The organism is Moorena sp. SIO3I6 (assembly GCF_010672095.1).
In genome coordinates, this window is sequence record NZ_JAAHHU010000029.1 from 1 (window position 1) to 16,758 (window position 16,758).

Annotated in this window: 12 protein-coding genes; 9 read left to right on the forward strand and 3 right to left on the reverse strand. The window is 43.8% G+C overall.

Annotated elements, in window-relative coordinates; all coding sequences use genetic code 11:
• Positions 1-646 precede the first annotated feature (646 nt).
• Positions 647-2,326, reverse strand: coding sequence for a group II intron reverse transcriptase/maturase (gene ltrA / locus F6K49_RS10880; protein ID WP_293096524.1), 1,680 nt, complete (start codon positions 2,324-2,326; stop codon positions 647-649).
• An 844-nt stretch (positions 2,327-3,170) separates the two neighbouring features.
• Between ltrA and F6K49_RS10885 the strand changes: the two genes are divergently transcribed.
• From F6K49_RS10885 to F6K49_RS10900, 4 genes are all read left to right on the forward strand, one after another.
• Positions 3,171-3,293, forward strand: coding sequence for a hypothetical protein (locus F6K49_RS10885; RefSeq protein ID WP_293030417.1), 123 nt, complete (start codon positions 3,171-3,173; stop codon positions 3,291-3,293).
• A gap of 21 nt (positions 3,294-3,314) precedes the next feature.
• Positions 3,315-3,842, forward strand: coding sequence for a hypothetical protein (locus F6K49_RS10890; RefSeq protein WP_293030420.1), 528 nt, complete (start codon positions 3,315-3,317; stop codon positions 3,840-3,842).
• Complete coding sequence (locus F6K49_RS10895) at positions 3,790-4,635, forward strand: pentapeptide repeat-containing protein (protein WP_293096529.1); 846 nt, start codon at positions 3,790-3,792, stop codon at positions 4,633-4,635. Before F6K49_RS10890 ends, F6K49_RS10895 begins: the two co-directional genes overlap by 53 nt.
• A gap of 498 nt (positions 4,636-5,133) precedes the next feature.
• Entirely contained in the window at positions 5,134-5,589 is a 456-nt protein-coding gene (locus F6K49_RS10900) for a DUF6335 family protein (protein WP_293096532.1), read from the forward strand.
• Between the two features lie 11 nt (positions 5,590-5,600).
• Here the strand turns inward: F6K49_RS10900 and F6K49_RS10905 are convergent, their stop codons facing one another.
• Entirely contained in the window at positions 5,601-6,815 is a 1,215-nt protein-coding gene (locus tag F6K49_RS10905) for a transposase (RefSeq protein ID WP_293040915.1), read from the reverse strand.
• A 577-nt stretch (positions 6,816-7,392) separates the two neighbouring features.
• Between F6K49_RS10905 and F6K49_RS10910 the strand changes: the two genes are divergently transcribed.
• From F6K49_RS10910 to F6K49_RS10930, 5 genes are all read left to right on the forward strand, one after another.
• On the forward strand, positions 7,393-8,196 hold the full coding sequence (locus F6K49_RS10910; protein WP_293096535.1) for an excalibur calcium-binding domain-containing protein: 804 nt from the start codon (positions 7,393-7,395) through the stop codon (positions 8,194-8,196).
• 80 nt (positions 8,197-8,276) lie between these two features.
• Positions 8,277-8,441, forward strand: coding sequence for a hypothetical protein (locus F6K49_RS10915; protein ID WP_293082477.1), 165 nt, complete (start codon positions 8,277-8,279; stop codon positions 8,439-8,441).
• A 51-nt stretch (positions 8,442-8,492) separates the two neighbouring features.
• On the forward strand, positions 8,493-14,282 hold the full coding sequence (locus F6K49_RS10920) for an alpha-2-macroglobulin (RefSeq protein WP_366514164.1): 5,790 nt from the start codon (positions 8,493-8,495) through the stop codon (positions 14,280-14,282).
• A 102-nt stretch (positions 14,283-14,384) separates the two neighbouring features.
• The gene (locus F6K49_RS10925; RefSeq protein ID WP_293096538.1) at positions 14,385-15,257 is read left to right on the forward strand and encodes a hypothetical protein; all 873 of its coding nucleotides are present in this window, start codon (positions 14,385-14,387) and stop codon (positions 15,255-15,257) included.
• A gap of 104 nt (positions 15,258-15,361) precedes the next feature.
• Positions 15,362-15,580 (forward strand): hypothetical protein, encoded by a 219-nt coding sequence (locus F6K49_RS10930; RefSeq protein WP_293096541.1) that lies wholly within the window; start codon positions 15,362-15,364, stop codon positions 15,578-15,580.
• Positions 15,581-15,595: 15 nt separating this feature from the next.
• Here the strand turns inward: F6K49_RS10930 and thrC are convergent, their stop codons facing one another.
• Complete coding sequence (thrC, locus tag F6K49_RS10935) at positions 15,596-16,696, reverse strand: threonine synthase (RefSeq protein WP_293096544.1); 1,101 nt, start codon at positions 16,694-16,696, stop codon at positions 15,596-15,598.
• Positions 16,697-16,758 lie beyond the last annotated feature (62 nt).

A 16,758-nucleotide genomic window follows, 5' to 3' on the forward strand; every position in this document is an offset into this window, starting at 1 on the left:
TTTGGCAAAAGGCTTTTCCTATACAAACTGAGCGAGAACGTGGGACGTCAAGTTTTTTGATCACACTAATCATATCAAGTTACTTTTGTCAAGTTTTTTGTAAAGAAATATGTTTATAAAGCATAGCTTTTTTAAGGGGGGCTGGGGGGGATCATAATCTTGCGGAAAACTTTGAAAACACGCCCTAGGGGGGCAAAACCATACCCAGAATCAGCAACGCCAAAAAAATAGCCGTAGAAATACTATCCACGGCTATTTAAATGACTTATGTCACTGAGTTCCCAAACCGAAACTGATGTGATCTTATTTGATTGAGCTTGGTCTTTCGGCCACCCTACGGGACCAGACCGGAGCCAAGGCTCTGGGGGGAAGCCCCCCCAGAAATTAAGGTGTTATGGCAACAGCCAATACTTCATCATGGTTGTCTTCACTTCCCCTGGAGTTTCAGTAGGTTCCAAAGGGCTCCAGTCGGCAATCTCCCCATAGCCAAGGGAATAAAACCTTTGCATACTATGGATTACGGCTTGACGAGGACCTTTATTAAACTAAGCCAATAGGTCACCCCATTAACTCGTCTTCAAAACCGTACGTGACACTTTCGCATCATACGGCTCCTCATTATAGGAACACACTGACATTGGTACCTCTAGAAAGGATTTTCATCTAATTCCGCAGAATCGATATTCTTTCCGTGTTTATTGTCGTGACAATGTAGATGTAACAGTTCAAGATTTTTATCTTTATTGTTTCCACCTAGAGCACGTGGTATTATGTGATGCTTTTCCATTAAATCTCCGTCTCTGAAGGTAAGACCACAATGAGCGCATTTCCCTTCTTGCCGTTCTAAAAGCCTTCCCTTCTGAGTGGTCATCTCAGGATGCTTTCTCATTCTGGTACTCCAATAAATTAGGTCTCCATCGTAGGGGCTTCTGATGTCTTGGATTTTTACATGCCTGATTATTTCTGTTTTGGCATGTTTTGGAAGGTAGTTATCTTTTCCCTCCATAAAGACCCAATTGTCTTCTCCAATGGTTCCCCAATATTTATTAGCTACCCAAGTTCTTGATTTTTGGGGATGTCTCCTGTTTCCCCATCTTTTCAGCTTGCTCCATAACAGTTTTCCTATTTTGCTGAAGGTTTCTTTACTACAGACTGACCTGTTGTAAAGAAACCACCCTCTTATCATAGGTTTCAGACGACTTATTAAAGCTTTCTGTGGAGCAGCTCTATGTTTATCTATGACTTCAGAGAGCTGCTTATAATGTTTTTGGATAGCTTGAACCGATGGTTTAATGATGGTTTTGAAGCCTTGTTTGGATTGGGTTTTGCCTACACTATATTGTCGGATGTTGAATCCTAAGAAGTCAAACCCTTCAGTTGTGTGTACTAGCCTGGTTTTACTTGGCTTCAATTCTAATCCCATGTCTATCAACCATTCCTTTATTATCTCTTGGCATTTTTCAACTACCTTTTTGTAAGAATGGACTATCACGAAGTCGTCTGCATATCTGATTAGGCTGAATCCCCCTCTTTCATAGAGAGATTTCTTTCTGTTGGAACATGCATACTTCCATATGACTTGTTCCATTCCGTGGAGGGCTATATTAGCCAACAAGGGAGATATTACTCCGCCTTGTGGGGTACCCTCTTCCGTAGTCGAAAATGTTCCCTTATCCATCACACCGGCTTTTAACCATGACTTTATTAGACGTCTCATGGATGGATAGGTATTTAATTTTGTCAATAGAGCATTATGGTTGATTTTGTCAAAGCATTTAGCAATATCTGCATCTAATACCCATTTTTGTTTTTGGGATATTTGTTTGAATATTGCTTCGATAGCATCGTGACATGAGCGTCCTGGTCTGAAACCATATGAATTGGCTTCAAATTTTGCTTCCCATTCTGGCTCTATGGCCATCTTGGTAAGTGCCTGTAATGTACGGTCATACATTGTTGGGATTCCCAGTGGTCTCTTTTGAGCTCGTCCCGGTTTTGGTATCCATACCCTCTTTGTTGGCTGAGCTTTACAATTGACCTTAAGGTTGACTACTAAGGCGAGGCGCTGCTTATTGGTTAAAGCTTTTTGCCCGTCTATTCCGGCAGTTTTTTTACCTTTGTTTTCTTGGGTTATCCGTCTAACCGCAATCATTTTGGCAGTCCAGGACTTCATCAGGAGTCTTTGTAGCTTTCTTACCACGCGGACGTCACCACGTTGTGAGGCTTGATATATTCGTTTTTGCAACTTAAATAGAGTTAGTTCGAGCTTTCGCCAGTTGACTCTATTCCATTCCGACTGTGGGGCGAACCCCCGAGTTTTGGACATATCAATTGTTACTGACAACTATATCTTTTCCTATAACGTGAGTCTGTCGGCATATCCTAGGCATTACCCTAGGCATTAGCTTTTGACTCAATCTTGCCCCCATAGGACTTGCGGCTAATTACCTACTCAGAATATTCGACCTTTCTGAGAGTACATATGGGAGTTACTTCGTTCCTGATAACCATTCTTTAGACTTTTAGGGCGGTACTATTCACCGGGAGTTTTTGTGGGAAATCTTGACAAACTACTCTAATGTTTGTCACCTCACTCCTTTGATTTTTTATCTGTAGCGTATCACCCTTCTTTCGCTACTCTGAGCTTACGATGATTCAGTTGTACCTTTCTCTCGTGCCCATGAGTCTTTTGCCTGTTACTAACATCGTGTCAGGTTTAGGATGCTTCACTATTCGACCCTTGCATTAATCTCATAGGTTTGTTATGCCCATGAAATCAGGGTAAGGCGGTCACTCGGATTTCACGAGGGATGGTTTCTCACCATCATGGTTATCAAGTTATCATGGTTCATAAACCAAGCAGCTAATCCCCCGAAGCATTATTGGCTAAGGTTTCTAGCTAACGAATCGCACTAGAGTGTGCTCAACAGGTTGTTTCTTGAAGTTTTGGTTAGAGTATTTTGACATAAGTCAGAACTTGAAATCATTGTGGCTTTATATTAATTATTGTAATGATTATAATTTAATTTGTCAAGGGGTTTTATAAGTTTTTATTTGGAAGTTTTAGAGATAGTTAAAAAAAATGATTGGAGCAGGGAGACTATGTAATAATAATTGAAATTATAGCGTTTATAGGACTCATGAGGTACATATAATTATTTTACTACTGGTTGTTCCCTGTTCCCTATTCCCTGTTCCCTGTTCCCTGTTCCCTATTCCCTATTCCCTGTTACCTATTCCCTGTTACCTATTCCTTATTGCCTATTCTCTGTTCAAAACTTCTGATGCTATAGTTATGCTAAATCAGCAAGACTATGACAGAGTTTAGCCAGGGTAATAAAACTAAAAAACTAACTATCGCCGCCTCGTCAAAAGGTATTGAAACAGCGAAAAAAGCTTTAGATAAGCTAGGGGTTGAGTTAAAAAATAACTTTCCCAAGTCACAAGGGATAAGTCACTATACAGTTACCAAATTTTTTAAATCAGAGCCCATTCAGCTTGATTTATTTAAACGGATATGCGAGGGATTGACCCTAGACTGGAAAGAAATTGCGGGAATAGCAGAAGAAAAATCATCAGAACAAGTAAACAAAAATGATGGCAGTAGCTCAGAGCCGGTGGAGGGTGTGGAGCAAAGTCAACCCCTGACGCACCAAGAGACTGTAATCCAGAGACAAAGTCAAGCAATTAAAGCTGTTCTTGTATTAGAAGGAGATATAAATTCAGTTCAACCTTCAAAACTGATTGAATCTATTTTACAACAATCTTCAGGATACACGATCAACATTATTGATATTAAAACCAAGCCGCTTAATCCTAGAGTGCTCTCAAGAGGCGATTGAACAGCTTGAAGCTCGGATAAAATCAGAAGACCTAAAAGAATTAAGCGGTTTTCCTATTAAAGATATTCAAATTTTGAACGAAAGGTCAGATGATGAAGAAAATAGCAACCTTGATCATAAATGGCGTCTAGTGCAAGAGATTGCCAGCAGTGGAGCTGTGGGTCGAGACTTGAGGGGTGCAGACCTCAGTGATACGGACCTCAGTAATACGAAGCTTAGTGGTGCTAATCTATGTGATGCCGACTTGAGTGGTGCTAATCTATGTGATGCCGACTTGAGTGGTGCGGACTTGATTCGTCCTAAGCTGAGTGATGCGGACCTCAGTGGTGCTAACTTGATTCGTGCTAACCTGATTGCTGCCAATCTTAGTGGTGCTAACCTCAGTGGTGCAAACTTGATCGGTGCTAACCTCAGTGGTGCAAACTTGATCGGTGCTAACCTCAGTGGTGCAAATTTGATTGGTGCCAACCTGATTGGTGCCAACCTGATTGGTGCCAACCTTAGGGGTGCTGAGCTCAGTGCTACCAACCTTAGTGATTCCAATCTCAGTGGTGTTAACCTTAGTGGTGCCTTCCTGAATCCGATGAGGGTGTCTGGTGCCAACCTCAGTGGTACTAACCTCAGTGGTGCTAACCTCAGTGGTGCTAACCTTAATGGTGCCGACCTCACTCGTGCCCAGCTCAGGGATGCTAAAGTCAAAAATGCCCGATTCGCATATATTTTAGGAATTGATGAATCCACCAAGCTTGAGCTAATTAAAAGAGGAGCAATTTTTTATAATTTTCCAGCTTAACCCTCTGAAATTAGTTCTTGAAACATTACCAGTTATGTGTATTAAAAAAAAGCGATCGCTTTTTTTACATAACTGGTAATTCGACGGATAATTTATGTGTATAAAAAAATAGCGATCGCATAACTTACATAACTGGTAATTAGTCTAAAGGTAGGTTAACCTAAAGGATAAATCCTAATTTTAAATTCTTCAGCTAGGGTTTCAACAAAGCGACCCATCACTTTTTTATAAAGTTCATGTTCAGGGGAAGGAGCCATAATTTCTAGCTTCCCACGATTGTAGGTAAGGCGTAAGCAGCGATAGTTTTACAATTTATTGAGTAATGTTTAATAGTGTTGCTAACTGATCCCATCGCGTTATATTCCTTATAATGCTGGGGTAAAGGGAGTGATGGTCATAGGGAGAGTGCTTTGGAATTATAGCTATTTTAGCAGTACAATTTAAGTAGAAGGAGACTAGTTATGAATCAAGCAATGACACTAATCAGGAGTAACGATTATGAAAGATTACAAGAACAACGATGTAGTCAACTCTTATGAAATTCTGAAACGAGAGGAAGGGTATACTGACAACCGTAATACAGAAGAAGTCTTTTTAGCAGACCTGACTGGAATAGAAGACCCTGACCGGATTTTTGAGGGTGTGGTTGACCGTGACACTGGGATGGGACGCACCTTGGAGAAGTTGAGAAGTAGTAAACTATCCGGTGGCAATGTCACCGGTGGCGATATTTATGATAATTGGTATCAGGCTGCAGTGGTGGGTGAAGAAGCAGTTGGAGGAGAAACGCCCACTCCTGACCAAAATGTAACTGAAGACTTGCTGGAGTCCATGGGAATTTCTTCAGTTGATGGTGAAGCTGTGCAAACTCGAGACAAGTTAGAGGTTCGCGATCACCTCCGCTGGGAGTTGAACCCTGAATCTTCTGAAGATTACTCCCAACACTTGAATTGACACTCCCCGGTCTAAAGACGCGGGGATTCTTCGCTCAACGACTCGACTTGCTCAACCAGGCCGGAACCAGGAAGAGTAGAGGCCAAATCTCCCGAAGCGTTCAGATCTTTTAAGATCCAGGTTCCGACGTGCCCCGTCGTACCTAAGGCTCTTTTAAGAATGTTGATTGCGGCATTGTGGTCTCTATCTAACTGACAGCCACACTTGCAGGCGTGAGTTCTAGTTGATAGGGACTTTTTCACTTCCTCGCCACAACTGGAACAATTTTGACTAGTATAGGCAGGATTTACCGCGACAGTTATCTTGCCAAATTTAGTGCCAAAGTGCTCCATCCATTCCCGAAATTGATACCAACCTGCATCATTAATAGACTTAGCGAGACAGTGGTTTTTGACCAAGTTTTTAACTCTCAAGTCTTCGTAAGCAACCAGGTCGTTAGACCGGATTACGCAACGTGCCAGTCTCTTGGCATGTTCTATGCGCTGCCTACTTATCTTGAGATGCGTCCTACCCAGTCTATTAATGGCTTTTCTACGATTAGCAGAGCCTTTCTTTTTTCGAGAAACTCTACGCTGATAGAACTTAAGGCGCTTTTCCCCTGTTCTGTAAAATCGGGGATTAGGTTCAGTCTGGCCAACAGAGTCAGTGTAGAAGTCCTTTAATCCCACATCTAGCCCTAGGACTGTGCCAGTTGGATCTAATTCCTCTTTGATGTCAACTGAAACGCAGAATTGGACATAGTAACCATCAGCTCGACGGACTATCCGAACTCGCTTGATCTGTTTTTTGTCAAAGCGCCACAAATCCCATGTACCTTTGAGCTTGAGCTTCCCTATTCCCTTCTTGTCCCTGAACGTTATCGACTTTTTCTCGGGAGACAACTTCCATCCAGACTGCTTATACTCTACTGAGCGGCAGTTTTTCTGGAATCTTGGAAAACCTTTCTTTCCAGGTACTTTTTTCTTACAGTTATCAAAGAATCGGGAGATTGATGACCACGCTCTTTCAGCACTAGACTGGCGAGCAGTAGAGTTCAGTTCATTAGCAAAAGGAAAGTTTTTGGCGAGAACAGTACTGTATTTATTGAGGTCAAACTTATTAACCCCCTTGTTGTCCATCCAGTAACGCAGACAGCTATTTCGGATGAATTGAACTGTCCGAATAGCCTCATCTATAGCGGAGTATTGATGTTTTTTGCCGTACGCCTTGAACTCTAAAATGATCATCAGTTTCGACCTCAACTGTTTCTTACTTTATTCTACAACACTCAGACTAAGATTCAGAATTTTTCAATAATATTTTTCTCACGGCGGCTAAAGCCGCTGCGTTCACGAAGTGTCGCCTACGGCGAGCCTTCATCCCCGGTTTAAAAACACGGGGTTTTCGGCTTGGGGGAATTTTATAAGGTGTTGTTGGCAACGGATGGCTTAACGGATGTGAGGGATAGGGAGAGGGATTGATGGTTTTTTGGAAATCTATTAGTTTGGGAATTGATTAGTTTGGGACTATCGGGAATTAACCAATAAAAAACCTCTAAAAGAGGGGATAGTTGCTGCCAACCTTAGTTTTCCCCTCTAGTTAAATCCCGATAAATCAGACAACTACCACAAATTAAACAAGGAAACAATGATTATTTATAAAAAAAATAGGTAATTTTATTACGGATTACGTGTTATTAATATACTACATCTTGAAGTGTGTATTTTAGTTGACAAATTTGAAAAATTAACGTAAAGTCTTGAAAGTCATCTAAATCATAGAATAGTGAAAAAAAATTTACTGAGAAGCTTTCAATCTTTTTTGATGACAGTTCTGTTGATGATTTCGATAGTAGCATCACTGACTAGTTACCCCGATCTAGCCCTAGCCCAAACATATCTTAACTTCTCCAGCCCTGGTTCTCAGGTTGAAATCCTACATCCAACTGGTTTTGTTAACCTAAATAATGGCTCGTTCACACCTAATTTTGGAGCTGTAGCTAACATTTTCAATGGCAATGGACTGACTGGTAGCGGCACGGAACTGGATCAACTCCACGTAGCTGGAGGAAATTCAGATAACTTTCTCTCAGCGAAGCTAAATCATTGTGCAACGGCAGCTGATGTAAACTTTGACTTTGACTTTGGCAGCCCAGTCGTCTTGAATACACTAGCCCTCTGGAATTACAATGCTTTCAATACAACGGCAACTAATCGGGGTATCAAAGACTTTATATTAGTTCTCTCTAACAAAGCAGATTTTAGTGATCCAGTTTTTGAATCTTCAACCCTAACTCTGCCTAAAGGACCTGCAACCAATATTCCGGCTACTATCTTCTCTTTTCCTAATGTGAAAGCTCAGTTTGCCAGAATCGATGTTGTCTCCAACTATGGACCGACAAGTCTGATTGGCTTATCTGAGGTTCGTTTTGCCAAGATGCTTAGTAACACAACATCTAAGCCGCCTTCTGCTCCACAAACTGAATTTCCCAATTGCGTGAATTCAGATTGCAATTGTTCAGATTTCAGTACTCAAGCTGAAGCCCAACAGGTGCTTGATGGCTTTCCCGGCGACCCCTACCGGCTAGACCGTGATAAAGATGGTATCGCTTGTGAGTCACTGCCCTAAACAAAGTGGGCGTTGCTGAATCTTCGCGCTGAATAGGAGTAGAGTGGGCATCCTGCCCGCCCGGGAATGAAACAGGCAAGATGCCTGTTCCACGCCTGATGCCCATTCTACCAAGATCGCCGAACGGGCAAGATGCCCATTCTACCAAGATCGCCGAACGGGCAAGATGCCCATTCCACCTAACTATTAAAATCATTCCATTATTGATACTTAGCTGCAACAAGCGCCCTACCCCGGCGAGTTAACGAAACTTAGGGCAATCCTGCCAAATTAAAAAATCTGAGCTTTAATCAAAAATGGAAGCTCCAAAAGGAAAATCTAGGCACGCCATGGGTAGGGTAATTAAAACAGCCATAGGGTTATTACTGGGATTATCTCTCATCCTAGGAATAATAAGCTGTGATAGCGCTAAACTAACGTCAGGGTTTCAACCCTTACCAGCAGTAGCTCCCCTACCGATGCCTCAAATCCCAGAGTGGATTGAACAAATTAGTCCCATCGGCATGGCTGAGCCCCTTTCCCAAATTCGGATTCGCTTCAAAGACCCCCTGATTCCCGTTGAACGCTTGGGAAGTCCGAATCAGCGGGAAATCTTACAGAAATTTGAAATCATACCCCCTATCCCTGGGAAATTTCGTTTCTTAACCCCACGGATGGTAGGATTCCAAGCTGACCAAGCTCTGCCTCTAGCCGCTCGTGTCCAAGTTACCATCAAAGCAGGATTAGCTGACCTAAACAATCATAGTCTAGAACAAGACTTAGCCTGGACCTTCAATACTGCCCCGATCCAGTTAACCAATTTGCCAGCAACTCAGCGGAATCCAGAAGCGGAACCAGAACCGATTGCTCTCGAGCCTAAGTTAGAGTTTACCTCCAATACCCAATTGGATCTCGCTTCAGTAAACCAGCACTTGACCATGACACCGAAAGGTCAGACTCAGAGTGTCAAGCTAGATGTAGCCCTTAAGGAACAAGCAGATGTTTCCAATGAGTATAGGCAACCCGCTCAGGAATTTAACCCTTCGTTGCGGCAATGGATTTATACGATCACCCCTAAGCAACCCCTCACTAAAGCTACCGATTACAAATTAGCCTTTGCCCCTGGAGTGCGTCCCGCTCGCGGCAATATCCCTACCGAAACCGCTTTCGTTAGTCAAGTCAAAACCTTTGACCCCTTGACCTATAAAAAAATTACCTTTTACGGACAGCCAGAGGCGGGAGGCGCTTATGGACGGTTTGTGAAAGGGGCAGCTCAGTTGGAATTTAATAATCCTTTGCTGGCCTCTTCCGCCATGGAGCATATTACGGTTGAGCCTGCTCCCAAGGAAGCTCCCAAATTGGTGCAAGCTTATGATGGCAATCGATTCGTTAACCTTAATCCTTGGGCATTAGAACCAGAAACTACCTATACAGTTACTCTGGGTGCTAATCTCACTGACCAATTTGGGCAAACCTTGGGTGAACCTGTAACCTTTAAATACCAAACAGGGGATTTAGCAGGGGATATCTGGGCTCCCTCGGATTTGCATATCTTTCCCTCTACCCTAAAACGCAATTCCGAGTCCCTACAGTTGAATATTTCTACGGTCAATTTACCGCAACCAGAGTATAAAGCGGCTTATCGCATCGTTCAACCTACTGACTTGGTCTATAAAGATTCTGCTTATCCCAGTGGCAAGGGCAATGATTTATTACCGAAACCAAGTCAATGGGAGCGTTTCCGGGTAGCGGGAAAGAAAAATAAAACCACTAATATCGCGGTTTCCCTGAGGAAACGACTGGGAGGTTCAACGGGAATGTTGGCCTATGGGGTGCAAGCGAAAACCTATCGCTATCAAGATGGGAATGGAAACGAAAAGTGGTGGGAACCAAAGTATTATGGCATGGTGCAGCTGACCAATTTGGGAGTGTTTGCGCAATGGTTTCCTGATTCGGGTTTGGTGCAAGTGAATCATCTGTCCAATGGCTCACCAGCAGCAGCAACGGTAGAGATATATAAGTCTGAGCTGAATGCTTCCTATCGAGGCACACCAAAACCCTGTGCGATCGCAAAAACTGACAGAACTGGCACCATCGCCCTAAACAGCCAGGCTCTTCGGCAATGTATGAATGGGGCAACGCGCTTTAATAAAGGTCCGCAATTACTGGTAATAGCTAAAGAAGGCAAAGACTGGGCATTTACTCGAACCAATGAATATAGTGGGTATTATGGCTACGGGATTTATTCAGACTGGGACAATGGCAAACCCAAATCCCGAGGCACTATTTTCTCAGACAGACAGCTTTACCAACCAGGAGAAAAGGCTTGGTTCACCGCAGCAGCCTATTATCTGGAAAAAGATAACCTCACCCAAGACAAAAATGCATCTTATCAGGTCACGCTGGTCGAACCCAATGGTAAGAAGACAGACTTAGGCACTAAGACAACCAATGAATTTGGTACCTTCTCCTTAGAATTACCCCTGAAAGAGAATCAACCCCTAGGTTTCTATACCGTTGAAGCCAGGGGAAGCAATGGCAGAGAAATTTCAGGTGGTTTCCGAGTAGCTGAGTTTAATCCTCCTAACTTTAAAGTTGACCTGACCCTTGCTCAAAAATTTGCTAACATGGGCGAGAAGGTGGACGCTAATGTCCAAGGAAATTATTGGTTTGGTTCAAATGTAGATGGGGGTAAGGTTGCCTATTATGTCACCCGCACCCCCTTCTACTTTACTCCAGCAGGATGGGAAGAGTTTTCCTTTGGTCAGCAGTGGTTTTGGCCCCAGGAAAGACCGCAAGTTACCAGTGATGTCCTCCAAACTAATCAAACTTTAAGTGAGTCTGGGGAAAGTAGTCTAACTATTCCGGTGACGAAAGACCTGCCCTATCCCATGACTTACCGGGTGGATGCCCAAGTTACCGATGTCTCGAATCTGTCGGTATCCGATTCTAAAACATTTACAGCTTTACCTAGCGATAAACTAATTGGATTAAAAGGGGATTGGGTGGCGGATGCCGGAAAACCATTCCCTCTAGAAGTGATTGTTACTGACCCCACGGGTAAATTAATCAAAGGACAATCAGTACGCCTGGAACTGCAAGAAATGAAATACAGCAGTGTCACCCAGGTCTTGGCAGGGAGTCAGCGAGAAAAGAATCAGGTGGAATACAAAACCGTGAAAGAGGTAACTGTCCGTTCCGGTAGTAGTCCGAAATCCATCAAGCTCACTCCCCCCTCATCCGGTTCTTATCGAATTCGCGCTAATTTTGCTAAGGCTAAAAATGACTTAGCAGCAACAGACTTGCAAATTTGGGCAACCGGTGGAAACGCAGTGTACTGGGGGTCTCGCTATGATAACTCTCGCCTGGATATCAAACTAGACAAGGATAGCTATAAGCTTGGGGAAACAGCCACAGCCTTGATTCAATCTCCCTATGCCGAAGGGGAATTGTATTTTTCAGTAGTTCGCAACAATACCCTCTATCGCAAAGTAGTCAAAGTTAAAGGGGGTGCCCCAGAGATTAAGTTCAAAGTGACTCCCGAGATGGTACCTAATGCCGCAGTAGAAGCAGTAGTAGTGCGCCAAGGCAAACCCCTCTCCCAAGTTGAGCCGGGGAGTGTAGAAAATCTGGTGCGGATTGGTTTTGCTCCCTTTAATACCAGCTTGGATGATAACTATCTCAAGGTAACAGAGACATTGCAGTCTAAGTCCATTGAACCTGGTGCTAAGCAAACTGTGGAATTAGCATTGCAAGATTCTAAGGGTAAACCGGTAAAGGGACAGTTTACCGTGATGGTTGTCAATGAAGCTATCTTGCAACTGAGTGGCTACCAAATACCGGATTTAGTAGAGACCGTGTATGCTCAGCAAGATATTTCCACTCGCTTCAGTGATAACCGTCCTAAGGTGGTGCTAGAAAAGCTAGCGATGGAAATGACGCAAAAAGGCTGGGGCTATGGTGGAGGACAGTCTTCTGGGGCAGCTAGTACTCGGATTCGCACGGAATTCAAACCCTTAGCCTACTACAATGGTTCACTGGTAACAGATGCCAATGGTAAAGCAAGGGTAACCTTTAAACTACCAGATAACTTAACCACTTGGCGGGTGATGGCAGTAGCAACGGATGGCAACCTACACTTTGGTAATGGCCAGGCTACCTTTATCACCACCAAGCGGCTGATGGCTAATCCAGTATTACCTCAATTTGCTCGTCCAGGCGATCGCTTTAAAGCTGGGATAGCGCTAATTAATAATACTGGGCAAACGGGAGATTTACAAATTAATGGACAACTGACCGGTGCCGTTCAGTTTGATGGTGGTAAAGGGCCTACGCTGAATCAAAAAACCTCAGCCAAGACCGGAACCAGTGGTTATCGTTTTCCGATGGTAGCCAATAACTTGGGTAAAGCTAAAGTCAAGTTTACGACTAAGCTCAATGGTAATCAGGATGGGTTTGAAGTACCTTTAGCTGTTAAACCGGTTGACATGACTGAGCAAGTGGTGGAATCGGGAGTAACCAGGACTCAAGTAAAAATCCCAGTGAATATAGCTAGTAACGTGGTACCTGACAGGGGAGGGTTAGAGATTTCCCTGGCTAGCACTCTGATTCCTGAAATTACTGCTCCGGCTAAGCAAGTCTTGGATAACGAAGACTTACCCTTCTTAGAACCGGTAGCAAGTAAATTAGCGATCGCATCCAATTTGGAAATACTCGGCAAACAATATGGTCAGACCTTTGCTGAGTTTAACCCTAGCCAACAAGGCACTGAGGCTATCAAACAGTTACAGAAACTTCAGCGACCAGATGGTGGCTTTGCCAGATGGCCCGGACGAAAATCCTCAGACCCCTTTGTTTCTCCCTATGCTGCTACTGCTCTAGCTCGGGCGAAAGCAGCAGGATTACCAGTAGATGCTGGGATGGTGAGCCGTCTCCAGAACTACTTGCAGAAAATATTGGCAAATCCTGGTCAGTATGATTATTGCAAGAGCGTAGTGTGTAAGAGTAAGGTGCGATTAGAAGCACTGATGGGGTTAGCAGAACTCGGTCAGACCCGCAGTGACTTCCTAGGATACCTTTCTGAACAGAGCAGTAACTTCGACCGGGTCACTCAGATTAAATTAGCGCGTTACTTATTCCAGTTTCCTCAGTGGCGGAGCCAAGCCCAAACTTTAGTCAATCAGTTTCAGGAAAGCATCTATCAAACTGGGCGTTCAGCTCGGATAAACTTACCCCAAAGCTGGCGTTGGCTGGATTCTTCTACAACTGCACAAGCTCAAGCCTTGCGCCTATATATCGCCCAAAACAGCTCAGCCGAGGTTCGCAGTAAACTATTACAAGGGTTATTAGAGTTACGGCGAGACGGCACTTGGCAAACTAGCTACGATAATGCCCAAGCCTTGAGTGCCTTAGTAGACTATAGTCGATTACAGCCTACACCCCCGAGCTTTGGAGCAACGGTACAACTAGCCGGGAAAAAACTTGGCTCAGCCCAGTTCCAGGGGTATCAGAAACCTAGTCAATCGATTCAGGTTACAATGGATAACTTACCCCGAGGTCGCCATGACTTGATTGTCAAAAAATCTGGTTCAGGGACTCTACACTACTTAACCAGCTATCGTTATCGCTTACAAGGCAATCAACCCGGTCGGTTTAATGGATTACGAGTAAACAAGACCATACGTCCCGCTAATCAGGAAAAGGTATTGCGAAAGATTGGACTGTATGCTCTCAAAGAGCCATTAACAGTACCAGCGGGACAAGTGTTTGATATTGGCGTGGAGGTGATTACCGATCATCCAGTGGATCATGTCGTGATCGAAGATCTCTTACCAGCTGGCTTAGAAGCCGTCGATACTAGTTTCCAAACTGCTACCCCTTACTTCCAAGCTCAACAGGATAGCTGGCAAATCGATTATCAGAAAATCCATCGCGATCGCATTGTGGCTTATGCCGATCGATTGGAAGCTGGTGTCTATAATTTACATTATCTGGTGCGGTCAGTGACACCAGGAACCTATTTATGGCCCCCTGCCCAAGCACACCTCAACTATGCCCCAGAAGAATTTGGTAGGTCGGCTTCCTCTACGTTAGTGATTAGTGATTAATGATTAGTTAATTATTAATTGTTAATTGCTAATTGCTAATTACCATTTTGCTTTTGCCTTAAATTGACAAACGAGTAGTGATTAAATACCCTTTTAAAGTTGATGGTGCTAAATCCATATCCCAATCAAAAACCAAAAGTCCGCCCCTTGGAGGTCAAGCTAATGTTAGAGTTTAATAAAACTTCAGCTATCGACATCGATAAAGGAAATTCGACAAAAACTCATAATCAGGAAACCATAGAAACTGTTGTCAAAACCGAAAATAAGGAAACTAACAAAATAGGCTTAACTCAGCCCAAATTTTGGTCGAAGCCACTGATTGGACATATCGCCTTAACCTCTGTATTGGTTTTACTGATTACTGTAGGAGTTATATTTCTCTATTCCTTAGGTAACTACCAAACTCAAAAGTGGTTGTTGCCCCCAAGAGAACCAGTTGCCTATACTGAGACCATCGCTGATGCTGCTCCCCTTGAACAAGAAAGAATTGGTGACCAAATCCAAGAAATCCAAGCGCGAGACCAAAGGCATTTTAAAATGATGACATTCTTCTACAACAATTACTATATGTCTAAGTTAATGACCTATGGTACAGCAATTGTAGCAGGAATTTGTTTACTGTTTATTATTCGATCAGGTTGGAATAGTACTCACCCTTATGTGATTAATATCTTCGTAGTGGTTTCAGCCTCAGCTATTCTGTTTGGAAATCTTCCTGGATTATTCCGGTATGAGGACAGTATTGTCAATAACAAACAGTTATACCTGAACTATGCGTCTCTAGAGAATGAGGTAACTAGCTACTTAGTCACAGGTCAAGATATCGATGGCAATCCTAGAGAAATGAAATACTTTATTAATCACATTGATAAGGAATTAAGTCGATTAAATCGACTGCCAATTGGGTTTGAGAGAACTAGACTTTTAGATTATCCCACTTTATATAGCAGCTCTCAATTGGATAAGGGACTTTAGTCCTGGGTTATAGGGAGTCGGGAGTCGGGAGTCGGGAGTCGGGAGTCGGGAGTCGGGAGTCGGGAGTCGGGAGTCGGGAGGTAGCGCTATAAGACCATCGAACCTTGGCCAATAGGCCACGCTACGCCAACAACCGACGAACCTTGGCCTATTGGCCACGCTACGCGAACAACCGACGAACCTTGGCCAATAGGCCACGCTACGCGAACAACCGACGAACCTTGGCCTATTGGCCACGCTACGCGAACAACCTTCAACCGGTTAACCTTCAACCGGTTAACCTACCCTTCGGGAACGCCAAAGGCGAACAACATAACAACTGACGTTACCACTCATCTTTAAGCCTCTTTCGGCTTTAACCCCATCACCTCTGCCACAGCAGCAGTTGTGGGCTCAATCCCTTCTGTCAATGGGTTTTTGCTGTGCGCGATTGCAGTATCTGGATCTTTAAGACCATTACCTGTCAGTACACAAACCACGGTTGCTCCTGTGGGTACCTCGTCTTTTACTTTCAACAAACCAGCGACTGATGTGGCGCTAGCTGGTTCACAAAAAATTCCTTCTTGGGATGCCAATAACCGATAGGCATCTAAAATTTCTTGATCGGTAACACTATTAAATGCCCCTTTACTAGCTTCTTGGGCTGCGATCGCTTTTTCCCAGCTAGCTGGGTTACCCACCCGAATTGCCGTTGCAATGGTTTCGGGATGCTCTAGGACTTTGCCAGCGACAATCGGAGATGCTCCAGATGCTTGAAATCCCATCATTTGGGGTAAGCGATCGCATTTCCCCTGCTGATGGTACTGGCAAAAGCCCATCCAGTAGGCACAAATATTACCAGCATTGCCCACTGGTATGCACAGCCAATCAGGAGCATCACCTAAGTTGTCCACTATCTCAAACGCAGCTGTCTTTTGACCTTCTAAGCGATAAGGATTGAGGGAATTGACCAAGGTCACGGGATACTTGGATGCCATTTCCCGGACAATTGTCAAGCAGTCATCAAAATTTCCCTTAATGGCGATTACTGTCGCTCCATATACCAACGCTTGGGCTAATTTCCCCAGAGCTACATAACCATCAGGAACAATTACAAATGCCCGCATTCCCCCCCGACGAGCGTAGGCTGCTGCTGATGCCGAGGTATTTCCGGTACTAGCACAGATTACCGCTTGGTCTCCTGCTTCCTTAGCTTTTGAAATCGCCATGGTCATGCCCCGGTCTTTAAAACTACCGGTAGGATTGAGACCATCATATTTCACCAGTACCTTTACTCCTCTGCCAATAATTTTGGCAATAGTGGGGACAGGAATTAAAGGAGTGTTACCTTCGAGTAAGGTTACCACTGGTGTGGAGTCAGTGACTGGCAAATAAGGACGGTAAGCCTCAACTAAGCCAGGCCAGTTGAGTGAAGTAGAAACAGACAGACTTAAAGCCACGTTTGGTTAGGGAAGTATTCAGGGTGAAGTATCAAGTGTGAAGTGTGAAGTATGAAGCATGA

Excerpts from the sequence above, each read along its gene's own strand:
- ltrA (WP_293096524.1), bottom strand. The coding sequence starts at position 2,326 with ATGTCCAAAACTCGGGGGTTCGCCCCACAGTCGGAATGGAATAGAGTC.
- F6K49_RS10890 (WP_293030420.1), top strand. The coding sequence starts at position 3,315 with ATGACAGAGTTTAGCCAGGGTAATAAAACTAAAAAACTAACTATCGCC.
- F6K49_RS10900 (WP_293096532.1), top strand. The coding sequence starts at position 5,134 with ATGAAAGATTACAAGAACAACGATGTAGTCAACTCTTATGAAATTCTG.
- F6K49_RS10905 (WP_293040915.1), bottom strand. The coding sequence starts at position 6,815 with ATGATCATTTTAGAGTTCAAGGCGTACGGCAAAAAACATCAATACTCC.
- F6K49_RS10910 (WP_293096535.1), top strand. The coding sequence starts at position 7,393 with ATGACAGTTCTGTTGATGATTTCGATAGTAGCATCACTGACTAGTTAC.
- F6K49_RS10915 (WP_293082477.1), top strand. The coding sequence starts at position 8,277 with ATGCCTGTTCCACGCCTGATGCCCATTCTACCAAGATCGCCGAACGGG.
- F6K49_RS10920 (WP_366514164.1), top strand. The coding sequence starts at position 8,493 with ATGGAAGCTCCAAAAGGAAAATCTAGGCACGCCATGGGTAGGGTAATT.
- F6K49_RS10925 (WP_293096538.1), top strand. The coding sequence starts at position 14,385 with ATGGTGCTAAATCCATATCCCAATCAAAAACCAAAAGTCCGCCCCTTG.